Origin of the sequence: Bacteroides sp. GM023 (genome assembly GCF_014750685.1) — a bacterium.
Lineage (GTDB): Bacteria > Bacteroidota > Bacteroidia > Bacteroidales > Bacteroidaceae > Bacteroides.
Genome location: NZ_JAAXGE010000007.1, coordinates 250,042 through 273,332 on the forward strand (window position 1 = coordinate 250,042; position 23,291 = coordinate 273,332).

General features: G+C 42.0%; 9 protein-coding genes. 2 read left to right on the plus strand and 7 right to left on the minus strand.

What is annotated here, in order from left to right:
* Positions 1-15: 15 nt before the first annotated feature.
* Positions 16-2,985: a glycosyl hydrolase 115 family protein gene (locus tag HC965_RS16405; protein WP_304522378.1), complete on the plus strand. Its 2,970-nt coding sequence runs from the start codon at positions 16-18 to the stop codon at positions 2,983-2,985.
* A gap of 95 nt (positions 2,986-3,080) precedes the next feature.
* Here the strand turns inward: HC965_RS16405 and HC965_RS16410 are convergent, their stop codons facing one another.
* From HC965_RS16410 to HC965_RS16445, 7 genes are all read right to left on the minus strand, one after another.
* The gene (locus HC965_RS16410) at positions 3,081-5,447 is read right to left on the minus strand and encodes a beta-L-arabinofuranosidase domain-containing protein (protein WP_191032466.1); all 2,367 of its coding nucleotides are present in this window, start codon (positions 5,445-5,447) and stop codon (positions 3,081-3,083) included.
* A 194-nt stretch (positions 5,448-5,641) separates the two neighbouring features.
* Positions 5,642-8,074, minus strand: a complete 2,433-nt coding sequence (locus HC965_RS16415; protein ID WP_191032675.1) for a glycoside hydrolase N-terminal domain-containing protein — start codon at positions 8,072-8,074, stop codon at positions 5,642-5,644.
* 27 nt (positions 8,075-8,101) lie between these two features.
* Entirely contained in the window at positions 8,102-10,054 is a 1,953-nt protein-coding gene (locus tag HC965_RS16420; protein WP_191032467.1) for a glycoside hydrolase family 97 protein, read from the minus strand.
* A 5-nt stretch (positions 10,055-10,059) separates the two neighbouring features.
* On the minus strand, positions 10,060-11,454 hold the full coding sequence (locus tag HC965_RS16425; protein WP_191032468.1) for a glycoside hydrolase family 43 protein: 1,395 nt from the start codon (positions 11,452-11,454) through the stop codon (positions 10,060-10,062).
* Positions 11,455-11,502: 48 nt separating this feature from the next.
* A complete protein-coding gene (locus HC965_RS26705; protein WP_223854923.1) occupies positions 11,503-15,567 on the minus strand; it encodes a family 43 glycosylhydrolase in 4,065 nt (1,354 codons plus the stop codon).
* 79 nt (positions 15,568-15,646) lie between these two features.
* Positions 15,647-18,187: a glycosyl hydrolase 115 family protein gene (locus tag HC965_RS16440; RefSeq protein ID WP_191032469.1), complete on the minus strand. Its 2,541-nt coding sequence runs from the start codon at positions 18,185-18,187 to the stop codon at positions 15,647-15,649.
* A 19-nt stretch (positions 18,188-18,206) separates the two neighbouring features.
* The gene (locus HC965_RS16445; protein WP_191032470.1) at positions 18,207-18,656 is read right to left on the minus strand and encodes a hypothetical protein; all 450 of its coding nucleotides are present in this window, start codon (positions 18,654-18,656) and stop codon (positions 18,207-18,209) included.
* A 372-nt stretch (positions 18,657-19,028) separates the two neighbouring features.
* Between HC965_RS16445 and HC965_RS16450 the strand changes: the two genes are divergently transcribed.
* A complete protein-coding gene (locus tag HC965_RS16450; protein ID WP_191032471.1) occupies positions 19,029-23,009 on the plus strand; it encodes a hybrid sensor histidine kinase/response regulator transcription factor in 3,981 nt (1,326 codons plus the stop codon).
* The last annotated feature ends 282 nt before the right edge of the window (positions 23,010-23,291 follow it).

The window sequence follows — 23,291 nt, forward strand, 5'->3', positions numbered from 1 at the left end:
AATAAGAAATGTAAAATGAGAAGTAAACAACAATTTTTCGTATGCTTGATAGTAGCACTGTCGAGTATGTCAATAAAAGCCAATTCTATTGTTAATGAATTGGGGTTCGGTATGCCTTCGTATATCCAGCAAACAAGAGCGGAAGGTTCTTTTATAATAGCAGGCAATGGTACTGCCGCTATGATATGCGTCGATCCCTCTGATTGGAAAGGTGTGGTACGGGCTGCCAATGATCTTGGCGATGATGTATGCAAAGTATCGGGGCTATCTGCCAAAGTAATTGCAACAACATCTATTCTGCCTTCTTCTGTAATAGTGGGTACTATCGGTAAAAGTAAATTGATAGACCGATTGGTTTCTGAAAAGAAGATAGACGTTTCGGGGATACAGGGTAAATGGGAGTCCTTCTTGATACAAACAGTAGATGGGAATCTGGTGATTGCGGGAAGTGATAAACGGGGAACCATTTATGGAATTTATGATGTCTCTGAGAAAATAGGAGTATCTCCTTGGTATTGGTGGGCGGATGTCCCGGTAAAGAAGAGTGAGGCTATTTATGTTAAGTCGGGAAGGTATATTCAACCATCTCCAAAAGTAAAATATCGGGGTATTTTTATAAATGATGAAGAACCGTCGTTCGGACAGTGGACTCGTGCTAAATTTGGAGGGTTCAATTCCAAAATGTACAGTCATATGTTTGAATTGCTATTACGTTTGAAAGCCAATTATCTATGGCCTGCCATGTGGAGCAGTGCTTTTAATGAGGATGATCCGATGAATCCGGTTGTGGCTGATGAATACGGTATTGTGATGGGCACATCACATCATGAACCTATGATGAGAGCGCACAAAGAGTATACTAGGAGGAGAAAGGAAGTAGGCCCGTGGGATTACATAGTAAATAGGGAAGGGGTAGACCGTTTTTTCCAAGAAGGTCTTGAGCGTAATAAGGCTTATGATAATCTGATAACTATCGGTATGCGTGGCGATGGTGATGTGGCTATGGGCAAAGGAAGTGATGAAGAGAATATGGCTACGTTGGATTCTGTCATAAAAGGTCAGCGTGAACTGATACATAAGGTTTATGGTAAAGATCCTGCAGAGGTTCCACAGACATGGGCGATTTTTACAGAGGTACAACGCTATTATGATAAGGGATTTACGGTACCGGATGATGTGCTTTTGATGTTTTGTGATAATAATTGGGGATATATTCGTCGTATCGGTCCCGCAAAAGAAAAGGAAAGAAAAGGCGGAATGGGCTTGTATTATCATATTGATATGAATGGCGGACCGTGGAATGACCGTTGGATTAATACTACAACAATTCCGAAGCTAAGAGAGCAGTTTAATTTGGCTTATCAGACCGGAATTGATGATCTTTGGGTTGTAAATGTAGGAGATCTTAAACCCAAAGAACTTCCCATTGACTTTATTATGCGTTACGCATGGAATCCAGATGTTATTCCGGCAAATAAGGTATGGGATTATATGGTGAACTGGGCAGCTGGTATATTTGGTGAGAGATATGCGGAAGAGATAGCTGATATAGTTTCTAAATATAGTAAGTATAATCTTTGGAGGAAGCCGGAGGTGCAGGCAACGACTGTTTTTAGTGTAGTGAATCATCTTGAGGCGGATCGTGTTATCAGTCTTTGGCGTGATGTTGCGACGAAGGCTGAGGCTTTGCGAGACAAAATAGCTCCGGAAGCACAGGATGCTTACTATCAACTGGTCCTTTATCCGGCAAAGGCTTCGGCCGGAGTTGCCGAGATTTATTTGGCGGCGGCTAAAAATAATCTTTATGCGGAGCAGGGGCGTGTGAGTGCGAATGATTATGCCGGACGGGTGCGAGAGCTTTTTGAAATAGATAAGAAGTTGGGGGAATATTATAATACTTTTATGGCGAATGGGAAATGGAAAAATATGATGAAAGATGTACATTTGGGGTACGTGAAATGGAGTATGCCTAAAAAAGACTCTTTGCCAAATCTGAAAGAGGTAGTTCCGGAGGAATCTCCGAAGATGGGAGTGGCTGTGGAAGGTTGTATAAAGTCATGGCCCGGTTCTGATAATAAGGCAATTTTACCGACATTTGATTGGCTGAGTAATCAAAGTTACTACATAGATGTGTTTAATCGTGGTAACGACTCTTTCCGGTTCAAGGCTAGGGCAAATAAATCTTGGGTAAAACTGAGTCAAACAAAAGGAACGGTAGAAAAGGATGCTCGGATTCAGGTAAGCATTGATTGGGGAAAATTACCATTCGGTGAATCGGAAGCTATGATTGAAATCGTACAGAAACAAGTGACTGTTCCTGTTTATGTTCATGTCGTTAAGACTGAGCTTCCCAAAACTCAGGAACCTTATTGGGGGAATCTTGCAAATGCTGAATTCTCCATACCGGCAAATCAATATAACGCAAATATAGCGGGAAAGAATGCACGATGGATTGTTCTACCTGATTTGGGTAGAGATGAGGCCTGTATGGGGATTCAACCGGTTACAGCACCGAGTGCCGAACCGCGGAATGCACCATGTCTGGAGTATAAAGTCTTTTTACCTAAAGTAGGAAAGACTACTGTTTGTTTAGGAATATTGCCTACTCAGGATGTATATCCTCAACGGGGACTGCGCATTGCAATGGGGCTCGATAACAACGAACCGCAAATCATTGATGCCCGTAAAGGATTTGTGGATACATTTAGTGAGTATAACTCTAAAAACCTGGCAAAGTCGAAGGTGCTGAAACCATTACCTTCTAGGAATAGAAGCATAAAATTGATAGCTACCGGACAATCACGCCGGAATGAAGTATTCGATAATTTACGTTGGCTTGATGTGGAGGTTGAAGTGGTAGAACCGGGAATGCATACTTTGAAGATATTCATGATTGATCCGGAGATTGTACTTGAAAAAATCGTCGTTAACCCGGATAATAAATATCCTAGCTATTTTGGTGCTCCTTCGGTACGTCACAATTGAAGGGAGTATAAATAAAATATATAGAGCGAGACTACTTTTATAGGCAGTCTCGCTCTATTAATATGTTAAGGTTTTAATGGCTTATTTGTGGTAGTCTATTTGAGTAAACGTACTGTGGCAACTTTACCGGCTGTATTATTATTTTTACTTTGAAAAGTAACGGTGATGTATTGTTTGTTTTTCAACATTTCAGTAGGAATCGGATATTCTACGTTAACAAATGCATTTTTGTTCCATTTCTTAGCGATATTTTCTGTTACCAGTTTCTTTCCATCAATTAAAATGTCAAATGTCCGGCTCCCGGTTTCTCTTCCCCAATAACGTACCATCAGTGATAGTGCTTCATTTCCTGCTGTATGAAGCTTGTATTGGAAAAATCCGTTTTTAGCTTCTCTCCAGGCTTCTTTTTCTAGGTTTCCTGTACGTGATTTTTCATTTTTCATGAGATGATCTGCTTCCGGTTGTTGTTCGCCGGCTATGACGAAATCTATTGTCCTACGGTCAATTTGCAGTTTTTGCATCTCTTCTTCTTTTTTACTTGCTTGGTAGTACTCAAATTCTTTTTGAGACATAGACTGCCAGTAAATAACATATCGACTATCATGTATCCGGAAGAAAGGCTCAAATATCAAATCCTTGTATTTCTCTTGTTGTACAAGACCGGGAATGGTATAGCTTAACGGTTTGCCGGCTATCGGTTGCATATTATTCAATTTGTCTTGTATCTCATCTCTGCTGCCAATGATAAAAGGAGCTTCAAATGAGGGGACTAATGAACCGTAGGCAACATGTCCCATACGGCTGTCGTTAGCAATAAATCTTTTCATATTTCCCTTTTCGGTCTTAGCTCCTAATAATATCGGACCACGTAAAATGGATATATAATTCGGTACATTAGGCATCTCTTCGATAGAGACCTTCATGGGAGTATTGATATTGACAACGTCTCCATTTCTCCATATTTTGTCTATTTTTATATATGACGATGGAGACGAGCCTATGGCATAGTTCTTACCATTATGCGTTACTTTCATATCGGATGACGATACCCAGCGTGGATGGCGTATCAATAGAGTGAATCTTGTAGGCTTTTTTACATTGATTGTTATTTGACTGTTTTCTTCATCTGGGAAGAGAGTCTTTTGTGTGAGGGTGACCTTTTTATCTTTCCAGTTTAATTTAGAGGCTATGAACAGGTTAATAAATAGAGAATCTGTAGTATGGCTATAGATGAATTCACCATATTTGCCATGATTTTCCATTCCTGTTCCGACACAACACCACATTGCAGAATTCGGGGCTGAATATACCCGATAATGGCAAGGCCGAGCAGGGGTAAAATACACGTATCCACCATGTTCAGGATGTTGTGATGACAGGATATGATTAAATACTGCTCTTTCGTAAAAGTCAGAGTAACTGGCTGAAGGATGCATTCTGAACAATCCTTCTGTTAGCTTTAGCATATTATATGTATTACAGGTTTCCGGACCTTCCCGTTCTTCTGCATAACTGATACAGTCATCTTTTTCAGGAAAGTGTTCGCGACGACTGTTACCCCCTAGCGATAAAGAGCGGTGATTTACGACTCTATCCCAGAAAAAGGTAGCTGCGGTGGTATAAGTTGTATCGTTCGTTAGTTCCGCAATACGTTGGTAGCCGACAGCTTTAGGAACTTGAGTATTGGCATGTTTGTTATCTAAATTGTCTTTTCCGGCAGCCATACTGTTAAGTAGCCATTTGTGTGAAAAGCGTTTGGCCGCCTTTAGATATTGAGCATTCTTTGTTATCTGGTATGCGTCTGCATAGACTTCGGCCATCCCTCCAAATTCATTAGAGAGCATTTCTTCCATTTGCTTTTCGTTCAAGGGAGAAATGATGTCTATTCCCCAATCACATAACTTTAAAAACATATCTTTGGCCTCTTGGCTATTTCCATATAACCATGCATCTCTGAGCCCGGCAAAGGTTTTGTGCAAATTATACCAGGGAACCCATGATTCCCATACAATTTTAATATTTCCTTTTTTTATTTCTGCCCAAAGGTGTTTACTGTCGGGGACACCGCCTATGTATCCATTACCATTTGCCTTCTGACAGCGTTTAAGTTCTGAAAGCATATATTCCATCCTTTTTTTACAATCAGGATTTCCGGTGGCGGCATAATGGATGGCTAATGCACTCAAATAGTGACCTCCTACGTGTCCGCTCAGCCTTACCCAATTAGGAAAAACTTCTCCTTTAGGAGTTAATCCAGCCTCTTTAAGGAAGGGAGCAAGCAGTCGATCTGTATCATACTTTAAAAGATTCTGTGCATTCAAATTACAAGCATACTTGAAAGGTCCATCAAGCAATTCTACATCCCTTAAGGGAAATGTATTATGATATAACTTATCTTGTGCTGCAACATAGAATAATGCAACAAATGCTAAAAAGAAAGAGAGAGTAATTTGTCTTTTCATGGTCTTCATATAAAACAGTTAATAATAATTTATTTCATTCTTTACCAGTAGCAAATATACAGCTTCTTGTATTGGTTGATTGAGAAAATTGTTTCTGTTCCATATTTGAGTGTAATTGCTGTTTTTTTATTTGTAACAACTGTTTTTTTATTTGTAACATTGTATATGTTTTCTCTTTCTATAACATAAGAATTTTATATTTTCTCTTTTATTGCAGTTATGACATAGGGCTTATTAGCCTGTGTTGCAATGTCGTATTCATAAACCTTTCTCAATTCCGGCGATTGAGGAGTTATCTCTTTACTAACCAAAGGCCTTTTCACAGGAGTAGTAGCAAATAATGAGTTCGGGCATTCTCCATTCGCTTCTTTCAGCCCTTTTCCTTTCAGTGGTACATAAGACCGGATGCGAAGCGTGCCTCCTATCTTTGAGTGAATCACGGCTTTGTTTAACAGGTTATTTTTCCAATCCATTTCCACCTCGAAATTACCACGTGCCACTAATCCTTTCACATTTCCCTCTTTCCACGCATCGGGTAATGCTGGCAATAAGTGCACAGCGCCATCGTGACTTTGAAGTAACATTTCCGCTACTCCGGCAGTATATCCAAAGTTACCATCAATCTGGAAAGGCGGATGAGCGTCAAACATATTCGGATAAGTACGCCCCTCCGGATATTCTTTGGCCAGATTATCACTGGGCAATAACTGAATCATGTTTTTGATAATCTGGAAGGCATGATTCCCATCCTGCATGCGTGCCCAGAAATTGACTTTCCAACCGATACTCCAGCCAGTAGCCTTATCTCCGCGTTGTAGCAGCGTGTTCCGTGCAGCCTGGAATAATTCCGGATTGGCATAAGGAGAAATCTGATTACTCGGATATAGTCCATATAAATGAGAAATATGACGATGCTCATTTTGGGGATTGTCTACATCTTCGAGCCACTCCTGTAGTTGATGATGCTTTCCTATTTGCATAGGAGGCAGTTTATCCAATATTTGTTGGAGTGAATCCTGAAAAGAGGAGGTTTCACCAGTGATCCGGGATGCTAATAATGTATTATGCAAAGCATCAAAAGCAATCTGATTGTCCATGGTGCAACCGGCAGTAATCGGTCCATGTTCCGGCGATACGGAAGGAGCCACTACCAACCATTTAAAATCAGGATGTTCTACCAGAAAATCCATATAGAACTGTGCCGTTCCTTTCAGTATCGGGTAATATTCTTTCAGAAATTCCTTATCTCCTGTGAAAAGATAATGTTGCCAGATATGTTGGGCTAACCAGGCACCGCCACTGGGCCACATTCCTGCTGCAGCAAAGTCTACAACACCACAGATTCTCCATAAGTCAGTGTTATGATGAGCCACCCATCCGCGACAATTATACATACTTTGCGCTGTTTTTGCTCCCGTGACGGACAAGTCTTTCAACATAGAGAATAGCGGACTGTGTGTTTCACTTAGATTAGCAACTTCTGTCGGCCAATAATTCATCTCCGTATTAATATTGATGGTATATTTACTGTCCCAGGGAGCATGTGTACTGTTGTTCCATATCCCCTGTAAATTGGCGGGTTGCCCTCCCGGTTGTGAAGACGAAATCAGCAGGTAACGTCCGAACTGGAATAAAAGAGCCGCCATTGCCATATCTTCTCCTTTATTGAAATTCTCAATACGTCGGGGAGTTTCCGCTTTGGATGCTTCACTTGAAGGAAGATTCAAACGGACACGGTCGAATTGCTTCTTATAGAAAGCAATGTGATCTTTTAAAGCCTTATTGTAAGGCGTTTGAATCGCTTTTTCCAGGAATTTATTTGCCCGTTCGGATGCATTGGCGCTGACATTCTGATAATTTACGTAATTAGTAGCTGCAGCAATGTAGAGGGTAGCTTCCGTAGCTTTTTCTACCTGAAGAACTTTCCCGGCGGGACTGATTGCTCCGTTAGTTTTCACCTGAACTACACATTCCGCCTGGATAGCAGCTTTGATGCCCTCCTGTTCTTTTCCCTGGCAAGTAATAATAAGCTTGTCATCTTGAGCATTTACGTTATATTCAAGCGGACAATTATAGGTCACATTGAAATTCAGTGCCTGTGTTTTATCTGCTTGAATATGTACGATGATGACATTGTCTGTGAATGAAGCGAAAGTGGTACGGGTATAAGTCACACCGTTTACTTCATACCGGGTGGTAGTAGTCGCATTCTCGAGGTTCAAATCCCGATAGAAACCAGATGCATCTTTATGTCCGGGGAAATCTATATACAAGTTTCCCAGCGTCAAATAACTCATTCCATGCTGCTTGGTCAGAAAGTTGGCATCTACCAGACTTTGTGCTTCCCTGTTCTTACCGTCGAATATAAGATTACGTACGACAGGTAATACATACTTTGCATTTGAATTGTTGTTACTATAAGGTCCGCCAGCCCAGAATGTTTCTTCATTAAGTTGAAGTTCTTCACGTTCGGTTCCGCCATATACCATGGCACCAAGACGGGAGTTACCGATAGGAAGTGCTTCCGACCAATTTCGGGCAGGTTGACTGTACCAAAGTTTCAGGTCCTGTCCGAAACTAATGTTGCTTATTAATAGAAGCAAAAAGATGAGTGTGTTTCTATTCATCATAAAGTATGACTTAAATAATATAGATTAATTTGCGATTACGATGCCCCCATTGCAAGGTATTGAAACTTGTAACTGTTGATGTTTATTTAGTTTCTCTGTCGAAGTCTTGCCTGTCAGTCTGGTATTATCAGTATAAACGCTAATTGTTTCTCCCGCAGAAATCATCGGTAAATGAAGTTTGACTTTGATTTCTTCGGATGAAGCATTAATGCCTGCAATATACCATTTGTTTTGATGTCGTCTGGCCAATATGATATATTTTCCCGGATACCCATCCAAAAAACGTACTTCGTCCCAGGTGCTCGGAACCTCTTTCATGAAATTGATAGCCCATTCAGGAGCATCAGTCAAATTGTTGGGAGTAAGTGCGAAATGTTGTACAGGGCTTTGAAAGAGAACAGCCGTAGCAAGTGCAAATACATCCGAAGTGATCCGACGGCTGGTTCTTGTGGTTGAATCATTTCTTGCATTATAATATTTATTCAATGTGCTGCCGCCGAAGTCCATGCTACCAACCGTGTTGCGTATAAACGGATGCAAACAGGCATTGAATGCTTCAGCATCACAACTGCCTTGTGAGAAATGTAAATTTTCACTCGCTAATACCGCTTCACTTGAAGCAAAATTGGGGTACATACGTTCCCAACCGCGTGGTAGCGTACATCCGTGGAATATAACTAATAGTCCATAGTCGTTGGCATCTGCTAAAATATCTTCGTAAAGTTGCATAGTCACTTGTTTATCGCTTCCTATGAAGTCTACTTTTATCCCACGAATCCCGATACTTTGCATCCATTTCATTTCCTTGCGACGATTGATAGTAGTATTCATGATACCTCTTGGACTTTGAGGCGCATCATTCCAATAACCATTGGAGTTATACCATAAGTAAAGGGCGACTCCTTTGCTTTTTGCATATTCGGCTAATTTCTCAATACCTTTCCGTCCTATTTGCTTGTCCCATAAAGCATCGATTAAAACAGACTGGTATCCCATGGCTGCACTGAAATCGATATATCTTATCTGTTCGTCGTAATTACAACTGCTATCTCCACCGATAATCCAGCTCCATGAACCTTTTCCATATTTATATTCCTGCGAAGCTTCATAAAGTGGTTTTACAACATCGAAAGCTACTGTTGTTTCAACGATGGGGGCTAATGTCTCACCTATGGTTATGGTACGCCAGGGAGTTTCTCCGGGCAACATGATGCCGGGATTGGTAGTACCGTTACCATTATATTCGCCTGTTTGCGGGAATCCGATTTGATACACGCCGTCTGGTTTTCCTATCAGGCGACTGCCACAATAAGCGCTGCTAACCCCGGTTTCGGATATCAGTATCCAACCTTTATCATTGTTACGGAATAAGCATGGGAAAGTATATCCCTCGCCCCATCCGTTTTTCCCAACAGCATCATCCACTGTGTACGGGGTCTCATAACTGGGTGACGTACGGGCGAATCCCCCCATTGGTTTGCTTTGCGGACATAGGAAAGTTGTGCTTCCGGAAGGAAGTACGAATCCTGTCGCTTCTTCATTAATCACACAGCAGAGAGTCTCCTTTTGCGGATACATGTTATATTTGAATACGACATCCCAGTTGCTTACCTGAAAGACCACGTCATATATTACTTTTCCATTTTGAGAAAAAGTAAAAACTCCTCTATTGGCCTGATAATGTACGTTGCTTTGTTTGATAGAATGTAATTGGTACTCTTCATCCAGTTGTTCTATCGGACTTGCAGCACTCAGTTGCATTTCTTTGGTAAAGTCACCTATATTAGTATTCAATCCTAATGGCGAAGCTAGTATAAATGACACATTATTATAAGAAATGCTGTAGGATGGTACACCATTCTCATCGGTTATGCGAACTGACAGTTTCCCGTCGGGACTTGTAATTTGACTCTGTTCTGCATGGATAGACTGACTGAACAGCCATAAGATACCTGTTAATAATATTATTCTGCTCATATCTATTAGTGATTAAATGTCCAGTAATCTACGTTAAAAAGCTCTTCATCACCGCCTTTGAATAGTAAATACAAATCATGTATTCCTTTGACGGCATTCACTTGGGTTGTCTGTACTTTCCATTGTTCCGGTCCGCCTGTCGGTGAGACCTCTAATGTTCCGACAACAGAACCTCCCAGTGCATCAATGCGTAGTTCTATGCTGCCTCCCTGAATCAAACCGGCTACGCAGGCGGAGAAGTTTGTCGCCCCTTTTTCTCCGAAATCGACGGAACGAACTTTCAGCCAGTCACCATTATGAATGGAAGTGATATAATGTTGCGAACCAGCCCTGCGATTGGTCTTCAATCCATAGCTGAAAGCCATTGTTTCTGCTTCTACCCGCTGATAGGGATTCAGGTTACGAACAGGAGTACGGACACCCTCTTTGGTGAAAGGAATAAAGGGAATCTTTCCATCTTCGCCAAACTTAAATTCCTCTATACAGGTTGAACGACGGAAACCACCTCCATTGGGTAATGCTCCATTGTGATAGAACATAAAATGGCGGTTATGATATTCGATGGAGCCTCCATGAATGGTGAAACTGTTTGCTGCTTCATTCATGATACGTCCCTGATATTTCCATGGGCCATGGATGCTTTTAGCAGTGGAGTAAGCCATGTGTTCCGGAACACCACCGGCGGCATATACCATGTAGTAAAGCCCGTTGCGTTTGAACATCCATGGTCCCTCTTCATAATTTGTTTTCAGCATACGTTTATTGAACTGATAGTCTCGCTTCATAACCAATGGACCAAAAGCGATGGAATCATTCAGTTCTTTAACGGGAATGACTTCGCTGCCTAACGATATCATGTCCTTGTTTAGTTTGGCATACCACAATCCGTTATTTCCCCAGAAAAGATAGGCTTGTCCGTCATCATCAATGAATACAGAGGGATCGATATAACCGAAAGCTCCGGGGACAAGAGGTTTTTTCAAAGGATCGGAGTAAGGTCCCTCCGGTCTGTCGGCTACAGCCACACCTATACCATGCAGCTTTTTTATGGTATCATTGGCACAGATATACCAGTACCATTTACCATCCCGTTCGATAGCTTGAGAAGCCCAGGCGTTATCTCCCTGCACTGCCCACTGAAACGTTGCTGTGGAAATGGGTGTTCCCCGGTAAGTCCAGTTTACCATGTCCGTGGTGGAGTATAACTGCCATTCTTTCATCTTGAAGTATTGCGCATCATCCTCATCATGATCGGTGAAGAGGTAAACGGTGTCGTTATGCACCATAGGTGCCGGATCAGGAGTGAACCATGTTTGTATAATAGGGTTTTGCGCCAGGCAAAAAGGACTCAATAATAGGGAAAACAGGCTTATAGCCATTACTTTCTGTAAGTTTTTCATGTCTTTATTATCTTTAATTTCTATACTTTACGTACTGTCGGCTATTTTCTATTGGGCCGATATGCGAAAAATAGTATATGAGAGTGGAAGGAATTCATAATTAAAATGTTTATTGAATTCATTGTATTCGCTCTGCCGTGGATAGATCTTTTCGGGCTCGTCAAATGAGTTCTCATCTTTGCCGTTGTTGGCTGATAATGTGATAATACTTCCTTTCTTATCTATCTTCGTTACACCATCCAATTTGAAACTTGTAGAATAAGGAACATCTGCGGCATTGACAACTTTGATAATGATTTCTTTGCTTTTTTCATCGTATCCGGAAGATATGAATTGGAGCGGTATGGAATCTGGAGTGTGGACAATATTGGAGTTCCTGTCTCGACTTACACTACGGCTATGCTTGATATTGTAAGTCGGTCGGTTTTCGGCTGCCATTTTCTGTACATAATAGGAAGAACGCCCCAACACTTTGTCAGAGTCAATCCAAATAAGGTTCGTTGACCACGAACGATCGTGGCGGTTCTCAAGAAGCGGTGCATATGAAGCCATTTTCACCAAATCACCATTACGTTCCATTCCTGATATGAATGCGGCTTCAGACAGTGCGGCTGTCATGTTTCCACCGCCGACTCCCCGGTTACAAGCGTATTCGCCTACGTATACAGTATATTTGCCACGCGGATGTTGGTCAAAAATAGTAGAGTTCCGAAAGAAAAAATCAGGAGCGACATACCAATGCGGGTCAACCATATCTGTTTGGGTTATTTTGCCGGTTCCATTGATCCCATGGTTGGAAATCAATGTCAGTTGCGGATATTTTTCTTTGATTGCCTTGTAGAAGATGTCGAAACGTTTGTCATATTCATCTCCCCAGTTCTCATTACCGATTTCTACGTATTGTAGTGGAAAAGGCTTGGGATGTCCGTCAGCAGCACGTCGTGCTCCCCATACGGTCGTTTTGTCCCCCAAAGCATATTCGATAGCGTCCAGACAATCATTCAGATAAAATTCAATTTTATCTTCCGGACAAGCATCTCCCATACGGAATTGACATCCCAAACCTACATTACACACATACATCGCCTTGGCATTGATGTCTTCGCAGAACTGGAGCATCTCATAATATCCGAATCCGTAAGAACATCGGTATCCCCAAGTACTATATTCTCCGGGACGTGCGGCAGGGGCGCCCAATGTTTTTTTCCATTCAAAACGATTCTCCAGTGATATGCCTTCCACTACACAGCCGCCGGGCCAACGTACAAAAGCCGGTTTTAATCCTACTAACATCTGTGCGACATCTTTGCGCAAACCATTGGTGCGTTGATTGAACGTATTTTCAGGGAAAAGCGAAACGTAGTCCAGCCATACCTTGCCCGGTGCGTCAAATATGAGGGCTAGCTTCCCTTTGGCTGCTGTTCCGTTCGCTTTGACTTTTATTTTGAGGTCATTCCATTCTCCCGATGTGTTGAACGTAATGGGTACAGAAGCCAGCTCCTCGTTTTTTTCAGAAAGAAGTTTGGCAACGATATGACCTTTATATTCGGGAGCGATACGTACAATGATACGTAGCAGGTAGTTTTCTTCTGCCACTAGATTCATTCCCCAATATCCCTCATTGATTAGTAACACCGGTTTGGAAGCGTCTTTTATGGTTAGTTCCAGATTATTGGGGGCTATGGCGAACTTTGGTTGGTGTTTGGTTAGCCGCATCTGCGCGGCCGATGAATCCTTTGCTTGTAAGCTCCATGCCGGTATGGGTGACGTCGTCCACCTGTATTGTTCAGGACGTACTTCCCCGGTAATATGATTCTTCACAGGTTTGGGATATAATGTTTTTTCTTCGGCATGGTAACCTTCTGGCATTTCCAGTTCTTCAAAACTCCGGTTTTGCACTAATTCCGCATACAAGCCGCCATCTCCGGCATGATTGATTTCTTCGAAGAAGACTCCGTACATAGAGGGGGACACTTCCGCCCCTTTCTCCTGCAAATTGATTACTATGTCTTCTTTGGGTTGGCAGTCATTCCATATAAACACGGTTCCATTTTCACGACTGGGTGAAGCGCCTGTCCAGTCGGCAGAGTATGGCTCTCCCGTAGCCGGGTCGAGACCAACGTAACGGTTTGTTTTTAAGGACAACAGCATACATTGTCCATGCAGCATGTCCTGCCATTGGAACAGGCAACCTTCCGATTCTTTCTTTATCAGACGTACATCGGCCGAAAGTCCAGCTCCGACCACCGTGATAAATCCGGTTCCGTTCATGGCTTCGAGTGCCACACGTCCTTGTCCACGATCGTGAACACGAAAACGGCAAGCTTCTGTTTCATACTCTTTTGCTCCCTTGTCCTTAAAGTGCAAAGTGCCATGTGGATGTGCAAATATACGGGTGTTGTTTCCACGATTGAAAAGAGTGATGACTTTCCCTGTCGGAATGTTTTTGGAGCGGTCAGCCAGTGGCTCGTCAATTAGGAAATTGTCGAAGTCGGCATAGCCACCTTGTTTCCCTTCCGAATTATAAGCGAAAAGAGCATAGCGGGTTCCCTGAAATGTTTTCAATTGGTAGGGCATCAGGACACTGTCTCCTATGTTCATGAATGATTTTCCGTCTACGCTGTAGCTGAACCATGCAGTATCTTCATCAAAATTTCCGGTAACGCGGAGATAGATAGGCTGGGACGCTAATGGTTTGGAAGCGGCTTCTACCCACTTGTTATGAGTCTGGTCATACCAGCGGATTACCAACTCCTTATTTATCCGTGAAACTCCCATCCATGCATAAGGGATATTGAGCAAACCGATTCCGGCGATGTCCCCCTCTTTGAGACGTGAAGCGTCGAGAGTTACTGTTGCAGATGATACCGGGCCGATACCTCGTTGGGTGAGTGTATTCTTTGCCCATAAGAAATCTTTGGCGGGAAGAGTATGAAGGCGTAACTTTCCTTTGGTGAGCGACCATTTGGAAAGATCCGGTTCATGATTCCATTGCCAAACAGGCAACAATGTCTTTCCGTTAAAATCGTCACTGCGCTGATAGGGAGCGTGTGGTTCTACCTTTGCGTTAACAGCCGGTTTTATCCAAGTACGGGGTGAGCGTCCCAAATTACCGGGAAGTCCGAAGTATGGCCATCCGTCTTTCCAAGTGACAAGTGAGAGACAGGTGGTACGTCCTACAGCACGAAAATCCAGCATCGAAACTCCCCACCAGTCTCCGTTAGGCAGGTCTACTATTCCACCTTGATGCAGAGTGGCGCATCCCATATTATCTTTTGAAGGCTTGGATATTTTGAACTTGAATCCCATTTCCGGTACTGACGAGCCGAGGCTGATATTATCTGTCCAGTGTACACGTTCTGTACCCAGTGTTTCCTTTACGCTGATGGCCGCTGTCTCATAAGGACCTTCTATTTTATCGGCACGGGCGCATTGCATACGTCCCATAGGGGAGTAATCCGCACTGATGATATAATATTTTCCTTTAATCTTATAAATATGGTGACCTTCTCCCATTGCATTCCCGGCAGGGATAATCACTTGTTCACTACCTTCTACGTAGCCGCTGAAATCCGGCTTGATTTCGATCATCTTTACCTCGTCATATTTATATACGGCATAGATTTTATCATTGTCATCGAATAAAACAGATAAGTCGTAGATATTACCTCCCATATTTTTATGTTCCCAGGGGCCGGCGGGGTTATCGGAGATGAATACTTGCATACCGTGTCCGTTGATATTGGAGAAGATATAGAATTTTCCTTTGTGATAACGGATACAAGGAGCCCATATACCTTGGCCATAGGCTTCTTTGCCGTTAGAAAGCCGAAATTCGTCTCCCATATCCAGCCGGTTGAAAGCGTAACTAAGGAACTTCCAGTTGACAAGGTCTTTGGAGTGTAATACGACCAGTCCGGGCATACAGTGCATCGTTGTGCCGGCCATATAGAAATCTTCTCCGACGCGGATAATATCCGGATCCGAAAATTCGTCATAGAATAGAGGGTTGGTGAATGTTCCGTTCCCATTATCGGCAGTCCATGAAGTCTGGGCTGCCAAAGGACATAAGATGGAAATATTCATCAGCAATAGTAATACAATGTTTCTCATGGTTCTTGTTCTATTATGATTATAAGTGATAGATATTCTTGTAAAAATAAAGAAGCTTTATCTGTTCTTTTCCAAATCATTATTTGAGCTTTCTATAAGGACTTTCCTGAAGATTGAGCCGACTGGTTTCATCGCTGCCACAGTCTATAATGATTTTATGTAGTACAATGGCAGGACTTAGCGGACGGATAGAGAGAGTATGCTTCCCTCTTTGCAGGTTTACATCCGGGAAATTGACAACAGACTCTATGATTCGGGCAGCACCTGCCGGATACATTTTTGAATAGCAATTGGCCCAGGTCATTTCGGAATTGTAATTGATAATCTGTTCTTTACCGCCGTCTAAACTGATGGCATAACTGTGACCTTCTTTCACAAAAGGGAGAGTACTGTCCAAAATTAGGCGCAAACGTACATGTTTCAGTTCTGATTTGAAGTTCATTTGGTAAGTTAATGAAGCTCCTTTTACCGGCTGAGTATAAGGCATCAACGTTATGCCAGAAAGCGTGCGGCCTAAATCAGGAATGATTGTCCATTGGGTGTTGTCACCTTGCGTACATTTGGCAAAACGTTCTGCTTCCATAACTATCACTCCTCCTTTTTCTTCGTACTGATAGTTTCCGGGTTTGTAAAGTGACGCATCTACTCGTGCGACTTCGGGCATTATATTCCCGTTTTTGGGCTCATCCCAGCTGGTGTAGCCGATATGGGTCTGGTCCATCATGTGCTTCCACTTTCCATCAGCTATATGGTCATTATAATGGGAGCATAATTCTGCATCACGTTGAAAACAGTATACCACTCTGTCTGCCCACTCGTTGGCACGCGGATCACCGTCTGATGCCAGTTTGCGATTCATGGCGACGGCATAATACATTTCATAAAGGTTGGCCATTGCCTGTACCGGGAAAAGAATCAGTTCCTGGTAAGCATCCCTCATATCTTGGGGTAACATCGTAAACTGACGATATGCATGTGCTTCCAATGCAAGGAATTCGTCCGTTACGGCTTTAAACTCTCCATTGGTTAGATTATATGTTTTGTGGTCTAGCATTTCGGCTGTAATACGGGCAGAATATTTACAGTAAAGGTTTAAAATGCGGGCAGCTTCTGCAGCATATTTTGAACCGAATTGTTGTTGGCAGAAATTATAGGTATATCCATTTAGATTGTCTGCCGTGAATAAACCGGGATTCCATGCCATATTTAGGAAGAAATCCGTAGGAAATTCATTAGGTTTCAAATCCCCTACATTCAAAATCCACATTTTATCTACTCCATAGGTATAAGTCAGGTATAACTGTTCCCACATATGTTGGATTTGTGTCATATTAAGCCATTGGTAAGCTCGAGGTGCTCCATGAAGGTCTACATGATAATACATACCATATCCTCCTGGATGTCTTTTCCCGTTTAGCTCCGGTAATCGGCGCACATCTCCCCAGTTGTCATCGCAAAGTAGAATCATTACGTCATCGGGAATCTTCATGCCTTGGTCATAATATTCCAGTACTTCACTGTAAAGTGCCCATAGTTGAGGTGTCTTATAGGCTGGCTTTCCTGTGATTTCAGCGATGATTTTACGTTGTTCTTTTACAATGTCCTCTAATAAACGGGTATCCGTATCAGCTCCCATCGGGGCATCTCCATCTCCTCTCATGGCGATGGTGACAACTTCTTCTTTACCTTTCATCCGTTGGATTCCCTCACGGAAAAAGCGGTCTATACCTTCTTTGTTTGTCTGATAATTCCATGCGCCATACTCTTTTCGGTTACGGGCATATTCCTGGTGGTTGCGGGCCATAGGCTCATGGTGTGATGTCCCGATAATGATTCCCATTTCATCTGCTAAAGAACTGTTCAACGGATCATCGGCATAAAAAGCGGCACTCCACATGGCGGGCCATAAGAAGTTAGCTTTCAAACGTAACAGAAGTTCGTATACATGTACGTACATTTTGCTGTTGAAACCACCGAACTTCCGGGTTGTCCAGTTCCCCATACAGGGCCACTCATCGTTAATGAAGATACCGCGATATTTTACAGCGGGTTCTCCATCTGTGTAGGTTCCTTTCTTTATATATATGGCATCATGGCGAGCTACCGGGACGTCCGCCCACCAATACCAGGGTGAAACGCCTATTTGGCGTGATAATTCATAAATACCGTAAATCGTTCCGCGCTTATCACTTCCGGCTATGAGCAGAACTTCACCATCCAAACCTTCCAATGGTGCATGAAGGGTGGTGATGATAAATTTCTCATTCTTGTTCTTTAAATCTTTTGCATCCAACTTTCCCGCTTTTACCAGTTGCCGGATAAGTGGACTTTTGTCGAATGAACCGATAATGATACGAATATCCTGCCTTTTTTCATTTGTCAGAACAGGAGTGACAGCAGTCACCTTACCAAAGTCTGTTTGTAGATTATGAACGGCAGACAGTACTCCCTTGTGGTCTTTTTCATCGCACCAGATTGCAAACGCTTGTGACTGTGGAGTGACCAGTGGAAATCCTGTATTTCCCGAGATGAAGTGAACAAACGTCTCCGTAGCTTTTAAGGAGGGCGTTAACGTTAGGAAAATCAGTAAAGCTATTATTATTGATGTTTTCTTTTTCATGTTGTTTTCATTATGATGTTTAGTTGACAAGGTAGATGGACTTAATATGAAGGGTATGGTAATTCCCACTTTCGTCTATGCTTTGGGCTGCTTCTATCCGGATATCTTTCACATCATTAATAAAAGGTACTAAGGATAAATTGACTTCTCGCTTCAGTTCTGACTTTACAGCAGGTTGATAAAACTCCTTGCATAGGCCGTCTTCCCCTTCAAATTTAATGCGTATCATAACCGTGCTTTGAGGTATATTTATGATCATGAACTTATAATTGGGCAGTTCCTGATTGATAGAAGCAGGCAGTTTGATAAAGCTATTCCATTTTCCACCTTTAAATGTTACTTTACTCTGTACTTCACTAAATACAGACCTGGTGAAACTGAGTTGATTTAATGGGACCTCTTTGCTTTCTTGTGCATGGCTCATTAATGAGGTGGAACATATAAACAGATACAAAAACAGTTTCTTCATAATACTCTTTTTTTGATTTATAATGAAAACTTGTATGTGGCAAAGGTAGCTTATTGTCTTCTATTGAAGGGTTGTTCGTGTTTCCGATTTATAGCCGTAAGTTGCCTCCTGTCTTCTATTTGTTACCAATATTATCGCGTATGTTACATCCATTCTGTTTATGACGGTGATGTAACATTTGGATAGCTTGAATGAAACGAAATGCCTGTTTGTTGTTACATAGGCTTTTGGTTATTGTATCGGGTGTTTTTGCTTTTTATGTAGCAGTGCTGTATCTTTGTAGTATTAAGACTATTAATTGAGAAATTGAATAGTAAGATTGTTGGGAACCAAGCTTTTTCTTAATTTTGCAAAACATAATAACTAATACTTATGAGAAGAAATCTGATACTAATCACAACCTTTCTGCTATTGCTGGTCGGAGTTTGTAGTGCCCAACAGGTCCGTTCGTATGGCTCGGGAAAGTTGTCATGTAGCCTGATAAGAAACATTGTGCAAGATACTCATGGCTTTGTATGGATAGGGACAGAAAACGGGCTGAATAAATTTGATGGATGGACTTTCGTCAATTATTTCCATAATAAACGGGATTCTACCTCATTACTGAATAACCTTATAGAGTCTCTCCTTTGCGATAGTCAAGGTAACCTTTGGGTGGGCTCAGGCAATGGGGTGCAGTTATACTCTCCTTATGAAGATTCATTTAAAAAGGTGAAGTTTCTAGATGATAGCAAGCCTTCTGTTTTGCATCTACGGGAATTGAGCAGTGGAGAAATCTGGGCAGTTACGGCTGGATATGGCGCATATTCTATAGACCGAAAAACAATGGTCGCTACTTCCTTGGTTCGTGTGAATGACCTTTGCAGTTCTCCCTATATGCATAATATCTATCAGGACTCACACCGTAAGATTTGGATTGCTTTGCCGAATGGGCGTATTGCCCGTATTGCTCCCGATTTGAGCGATGTCGAATTTTTAGTTTCTTCGGTCGATGCGTTAGGCAAAATATATACCATATTGGAAGACCGGAAAGGGCGGATGTGGCTAACTACTGTTTCAGGCGTTTATTTATGGAATGAAGAAGAACGCCTTTTTGTGAAAATGGGGCAAGCGACGAATGAGTTTATAGGTGTGCGGGGAATGGTATGTACCAGGAACGGAGAGCTTTATGTAAATACGACAAATGACGGGCTTTATATTGTAGATGTAGAGAATAAGATGCTGAAACCCTTTAGCGGCAAACAGGAAATAGAGAAGGATAAGAACTATGCTTTGATGGAAGATAAGAATGGAAATTTGTGGATGGGCGGTTTAAAGAAAGGTATTACCATGCTTTCTAATGAAACTTCGCAGTTTAAATTCAAGTCTCTTGCTTCTTTTTCTTCATCTATGGGAAGTACCCTTTTATTTGTTTATGAAGATAAGAAAAATCAAGTTTGGGCTGGTACAATAGATGGAAAACTTGTCCGGATGGATGGAGATATGCAGGACTATCACTCATATACAGTAGGGGAGGGTGTTTTGTCTATGCTTCATGATAATGAAGGGACAATCTGGCTGGGCAGTTATTCGGGACTTTCCCGGTTTGATGAGCAGACAGGAAATGTTCATAGAATACCTTTACTGCAAGGGAAAATCATTCATAATGTTGTAGAAGGCCCTGGAGAGACCCTTTATGTATCTGTTTCGGGAGAAGGTTTTGCGGAGTACAACCGGCGAACAGGTGCATTGAAACAAATATGTGATACTACCAGACTGAGAACGACGATGCGGCTTGCGAATAACTGGGTTAATAAGGTATTATGTGATTCGGAAGGATTGGTCTGGCTAGGACATTGTATGGGAGTTAATTGTTACGATCCCGTAAAGCAGGAGTTCTTGAAGTTAGAGTGTGAAAAGGATTTGTTGACATCTTTGTGCTTCTCACTCTTGGAAGACAAGGAAGGGCATATTTGGATGGGAACTAATAATGGGTTATTTGAATATGATAAGAAAACCTTGAAGATGAAACATTATGGCATTGAAGAGGGAATACCCAGCAATATGGTTTGCGGACTGGGGCAAAGCAAGAATGGCGATATATGGTGCAGTACATTCAATGGATTATGCAAATTGAATTATCCGGAAAGGAAGGTCGCCAATTATTTTTCCGGTAATGGACTGGTTGATAAGGAATACCTGAAAAGTGTTTATTTCCAACGTGAATGTGGAAGCATCTATTTAGGCGGTTTGCATGGTATCACAAAACTGATACCCGATTCGATAGGAAAACAATTACCTTTATGTATTCCTTTATTAACCCATGTGTATTTGAATGATAAAGAAGTCAGTGCGAATACCCAATTGGGAGGGAAAGCGATTGCAGACCATGTTTGGATGGATGCCCGGCAAATCAATCTGACTTATAAAAATGATATTTTCTCTTTCGAGTTCTCTACAATGGAGTACCATGACCGGGAAAATATAAAGTTTGAATATCGCTTGGCTGAGCTGGATGGAGTGTGGCGGAGCACGTCTTCCGGAGAAAACCGAATTACTTATAATTACTTGCCGCCAGGACATTACACATTCGAGGTTTGCGTAAGCGAGAATGAACGTAAGTCACCGGTTCGTTCCTTTTCTATTTATATCGCTCCTCCCTGGTATGATACTTTATGGGCGAAGATTGGTTATCTGTTGATCTGTGCCGGACTTCTATTCTGGGTATTTTATGCTTGGTATATGCGGCAACGTCGTCGTCGTCAGGAAGAAATGAACGAGGAAAAATTGAAGTTCTTTATTAACATCGCTCATGAACTTCGTTCACCGATCACTTTGATTGTCAGTCCGTTGTCAGCTTTGATAAAAACCGAGCAGGAAGAAGGTAGGAAGAAAGCCTTGTTAACCATGCAACGGAATGCAAACCGGATTCTTAATCTGATCAACCAGCTGCTGGATATCCGTAAGATAGACAAGGGGCAAATGAAAATAGAGTGTCGGGAGACGGAAATGGTTGGGTTTATTGAAGAATTATTCCTGATGTTCGATTATCAGGCCACTAAACGTAATATCCATTTCTCATTTATTCATACTATGGAGTATTTGCCGGTATGGATTGATCGTAATAATTTTGATAAAGTATTGATGAACCTATTGGTCAATGCTTTTAAGTATACCCCGGATGGTGGTGAAGTCACATTGTTGCTCACTGTGGGTGAAGACAAAAGTGTACATGACTCTCTGTCCCAATATGCGGAAATAACTGTGAAGGATTCGGGTATGGGGCTGGACGAGAAGAAATTGGAAAAGATATTTGAACGATTCTATCAGGCTTCCACCAATTCCCATGGTTTCGGCATCGGGTTGAACTTGACTAAAATGTTGGTGGAGTTGCATCATGGTTCCATAGCCGCTGTCAATCGTATGGATAAGCAAGGAAGTTGCTTTATAGTACGTATCCCGTTGGGCAAAGAACATTTAAATTCGGAAGAACTGGTCGAAGAAGCGGCATCACTGGCTGAAGAACCGGCACGTTTAATCCTGAGCGAAGACACTTGCTGGGAAGAGGAAGAAGAAAGTAAGGCTTCCACATCGAAAAGTAAAACCCAATGGAGAGTTCTCATAGTGGATGATGACGAGGAAATGCGTGAGTATTTGAAATTCGAATTAGGAACCTACTATAAAGTGGTAACAGCTTGCAATGGTGTGGAAGCTTATCAAATAACTTTAAACCAGCGGATAGACTTGATTATCTCGGATGTCGTGATGCCGGAAATGGATGGATTCGAACTGCTTAAGAAAACCAGAGGAAATGCGAATATCAGTCATATACCATTTGTACTCTTAACTTCACAGGCGGAATATGACAGTCGTCTTAAAGGCTGGAACGTAGGGGCGGACGCTTTTCTGGCTAAACCTTTCCAAATAGAAGAGTTGCTTTTTATCTGTGAAAACTTGATTGCCGGCAGAATACGTTTGAAAGGACGTTTCGGCATGGATCAGGAAGTTGAAGAGAAGATGAAAACGATTGAGGTAAAGGCTAATGATGAGTACTTTATGGAACGGTTGATGAAGGCTATCAATGAGAATTTGGAGGATTCGAAATTCAGTGTTGAGGATTTGGCTGAGGCAGTAGGTGTGAGTCGTGTCCAGCTACACCGTAAACTGAAGGTCTTAACAGGGAACACGACTACTGAATTCATCCGTAATATCCGCCTGAAGCAAGCAGCCAAACTGCTGAAAGAAAAAAAGGTAAACATCTCTCAGATTGCCTATCTGGTTGGATTTACGAATCCCACCTTGTTTTCAATCGCTTTTAAGAAATTCTACGGATGTGCTCCTTCGGAGTATGTCGACAGGAAGACAGAGGAATAAACACTTCATATCAGATCTTTTCTCTCTCATTAATTTTAGTTTGTAATAAAGCTTTTCACCCGCTAGCGCCTTGCTTATAGACGTTAGCGGGTGAAGGCTTTTTTTATTTTCCCTTTGTTGGTTTTATGCTTTAGGAAGCCTGTGCAAGGGGGATGAAACATGTACATATGATAATTGTAACACTCGGTTACATGTCGGGATATGAATGAAACAATAGACAAGTTTACTTTGATATCATCACGTTACCTTTGTGCTGTTCCGATGACAACTTCTGCCGGGACT

What these genes read in the sequence shown, in the direction of transcription:
- HC965_RS16440 (WP_191032469.1), bottom strand. Translation starts at nt 18,187, where the DNA reads ATGAAAAAGAAAACATCAATAATAATAGCTTTACTGATTTTCCTAACG.
- HC965_RS16450 (WP_191032471.1), top strand. Translation starts at nt 19,029, where the DNA reads ATGAGAAGAAATCTGATACTAATCACAACCTTTCTGCTATTGCTGGTC.
- HC965_RS16420 (WP_191032467.1), bottom strand. Translation starts at nt 10,054, where the DNA reads ATGAGCAGAATAATATTATTAACAGGTATCTTATGGCTGTTCAGTCAG.
- HC965_RS16425 (WP_191032468.1), bottom strand. Translation starts at nt 11,454, where the DNA reads ATGAAAAACTTACAGAAAGTAATGGCTATAAGCCTGTTTTCCCTATTA.
- HC965_RS26705 (WP_223854923.1), bottom strand. Translation starts at nt 15,567, where the DNA reads ATGAGAAACATTGTATTACTATTGCTGATGAATATTTCCATCTTATGT.
- HC965_RS16445 (WP_191032470.1), bottom strand. Translation starts at nt 18,656, where the DNA reads ATGAAGAAACTGTTTTTGTATCTGTTTATATGTTCCACCTCATTAATG.
- HC965_RS16405 (WP_304522378.1), top strand. Translation starts at nt 16, where the DNA reads ATGAGAAGTAAACAACAATTTTTCGTATGCTTGATAGTAGCACTGTCG.
- HC965_RS16415 (WP_191032675.1), bottom strand. Translation starts at nt 8,074, where the DNA reads ATGAATAGAAACACACTCATCTTTTTGCTTCTATTAATAAGCAACATT.
- HC965_RS16410 (WP_191032466.1), bottom strand. Translation starts at nt 5,447, where the DNA reads ATGAAAAGACAAATTACTCTCTCTTTCTTTTTAGCATTTGTTGCATTA.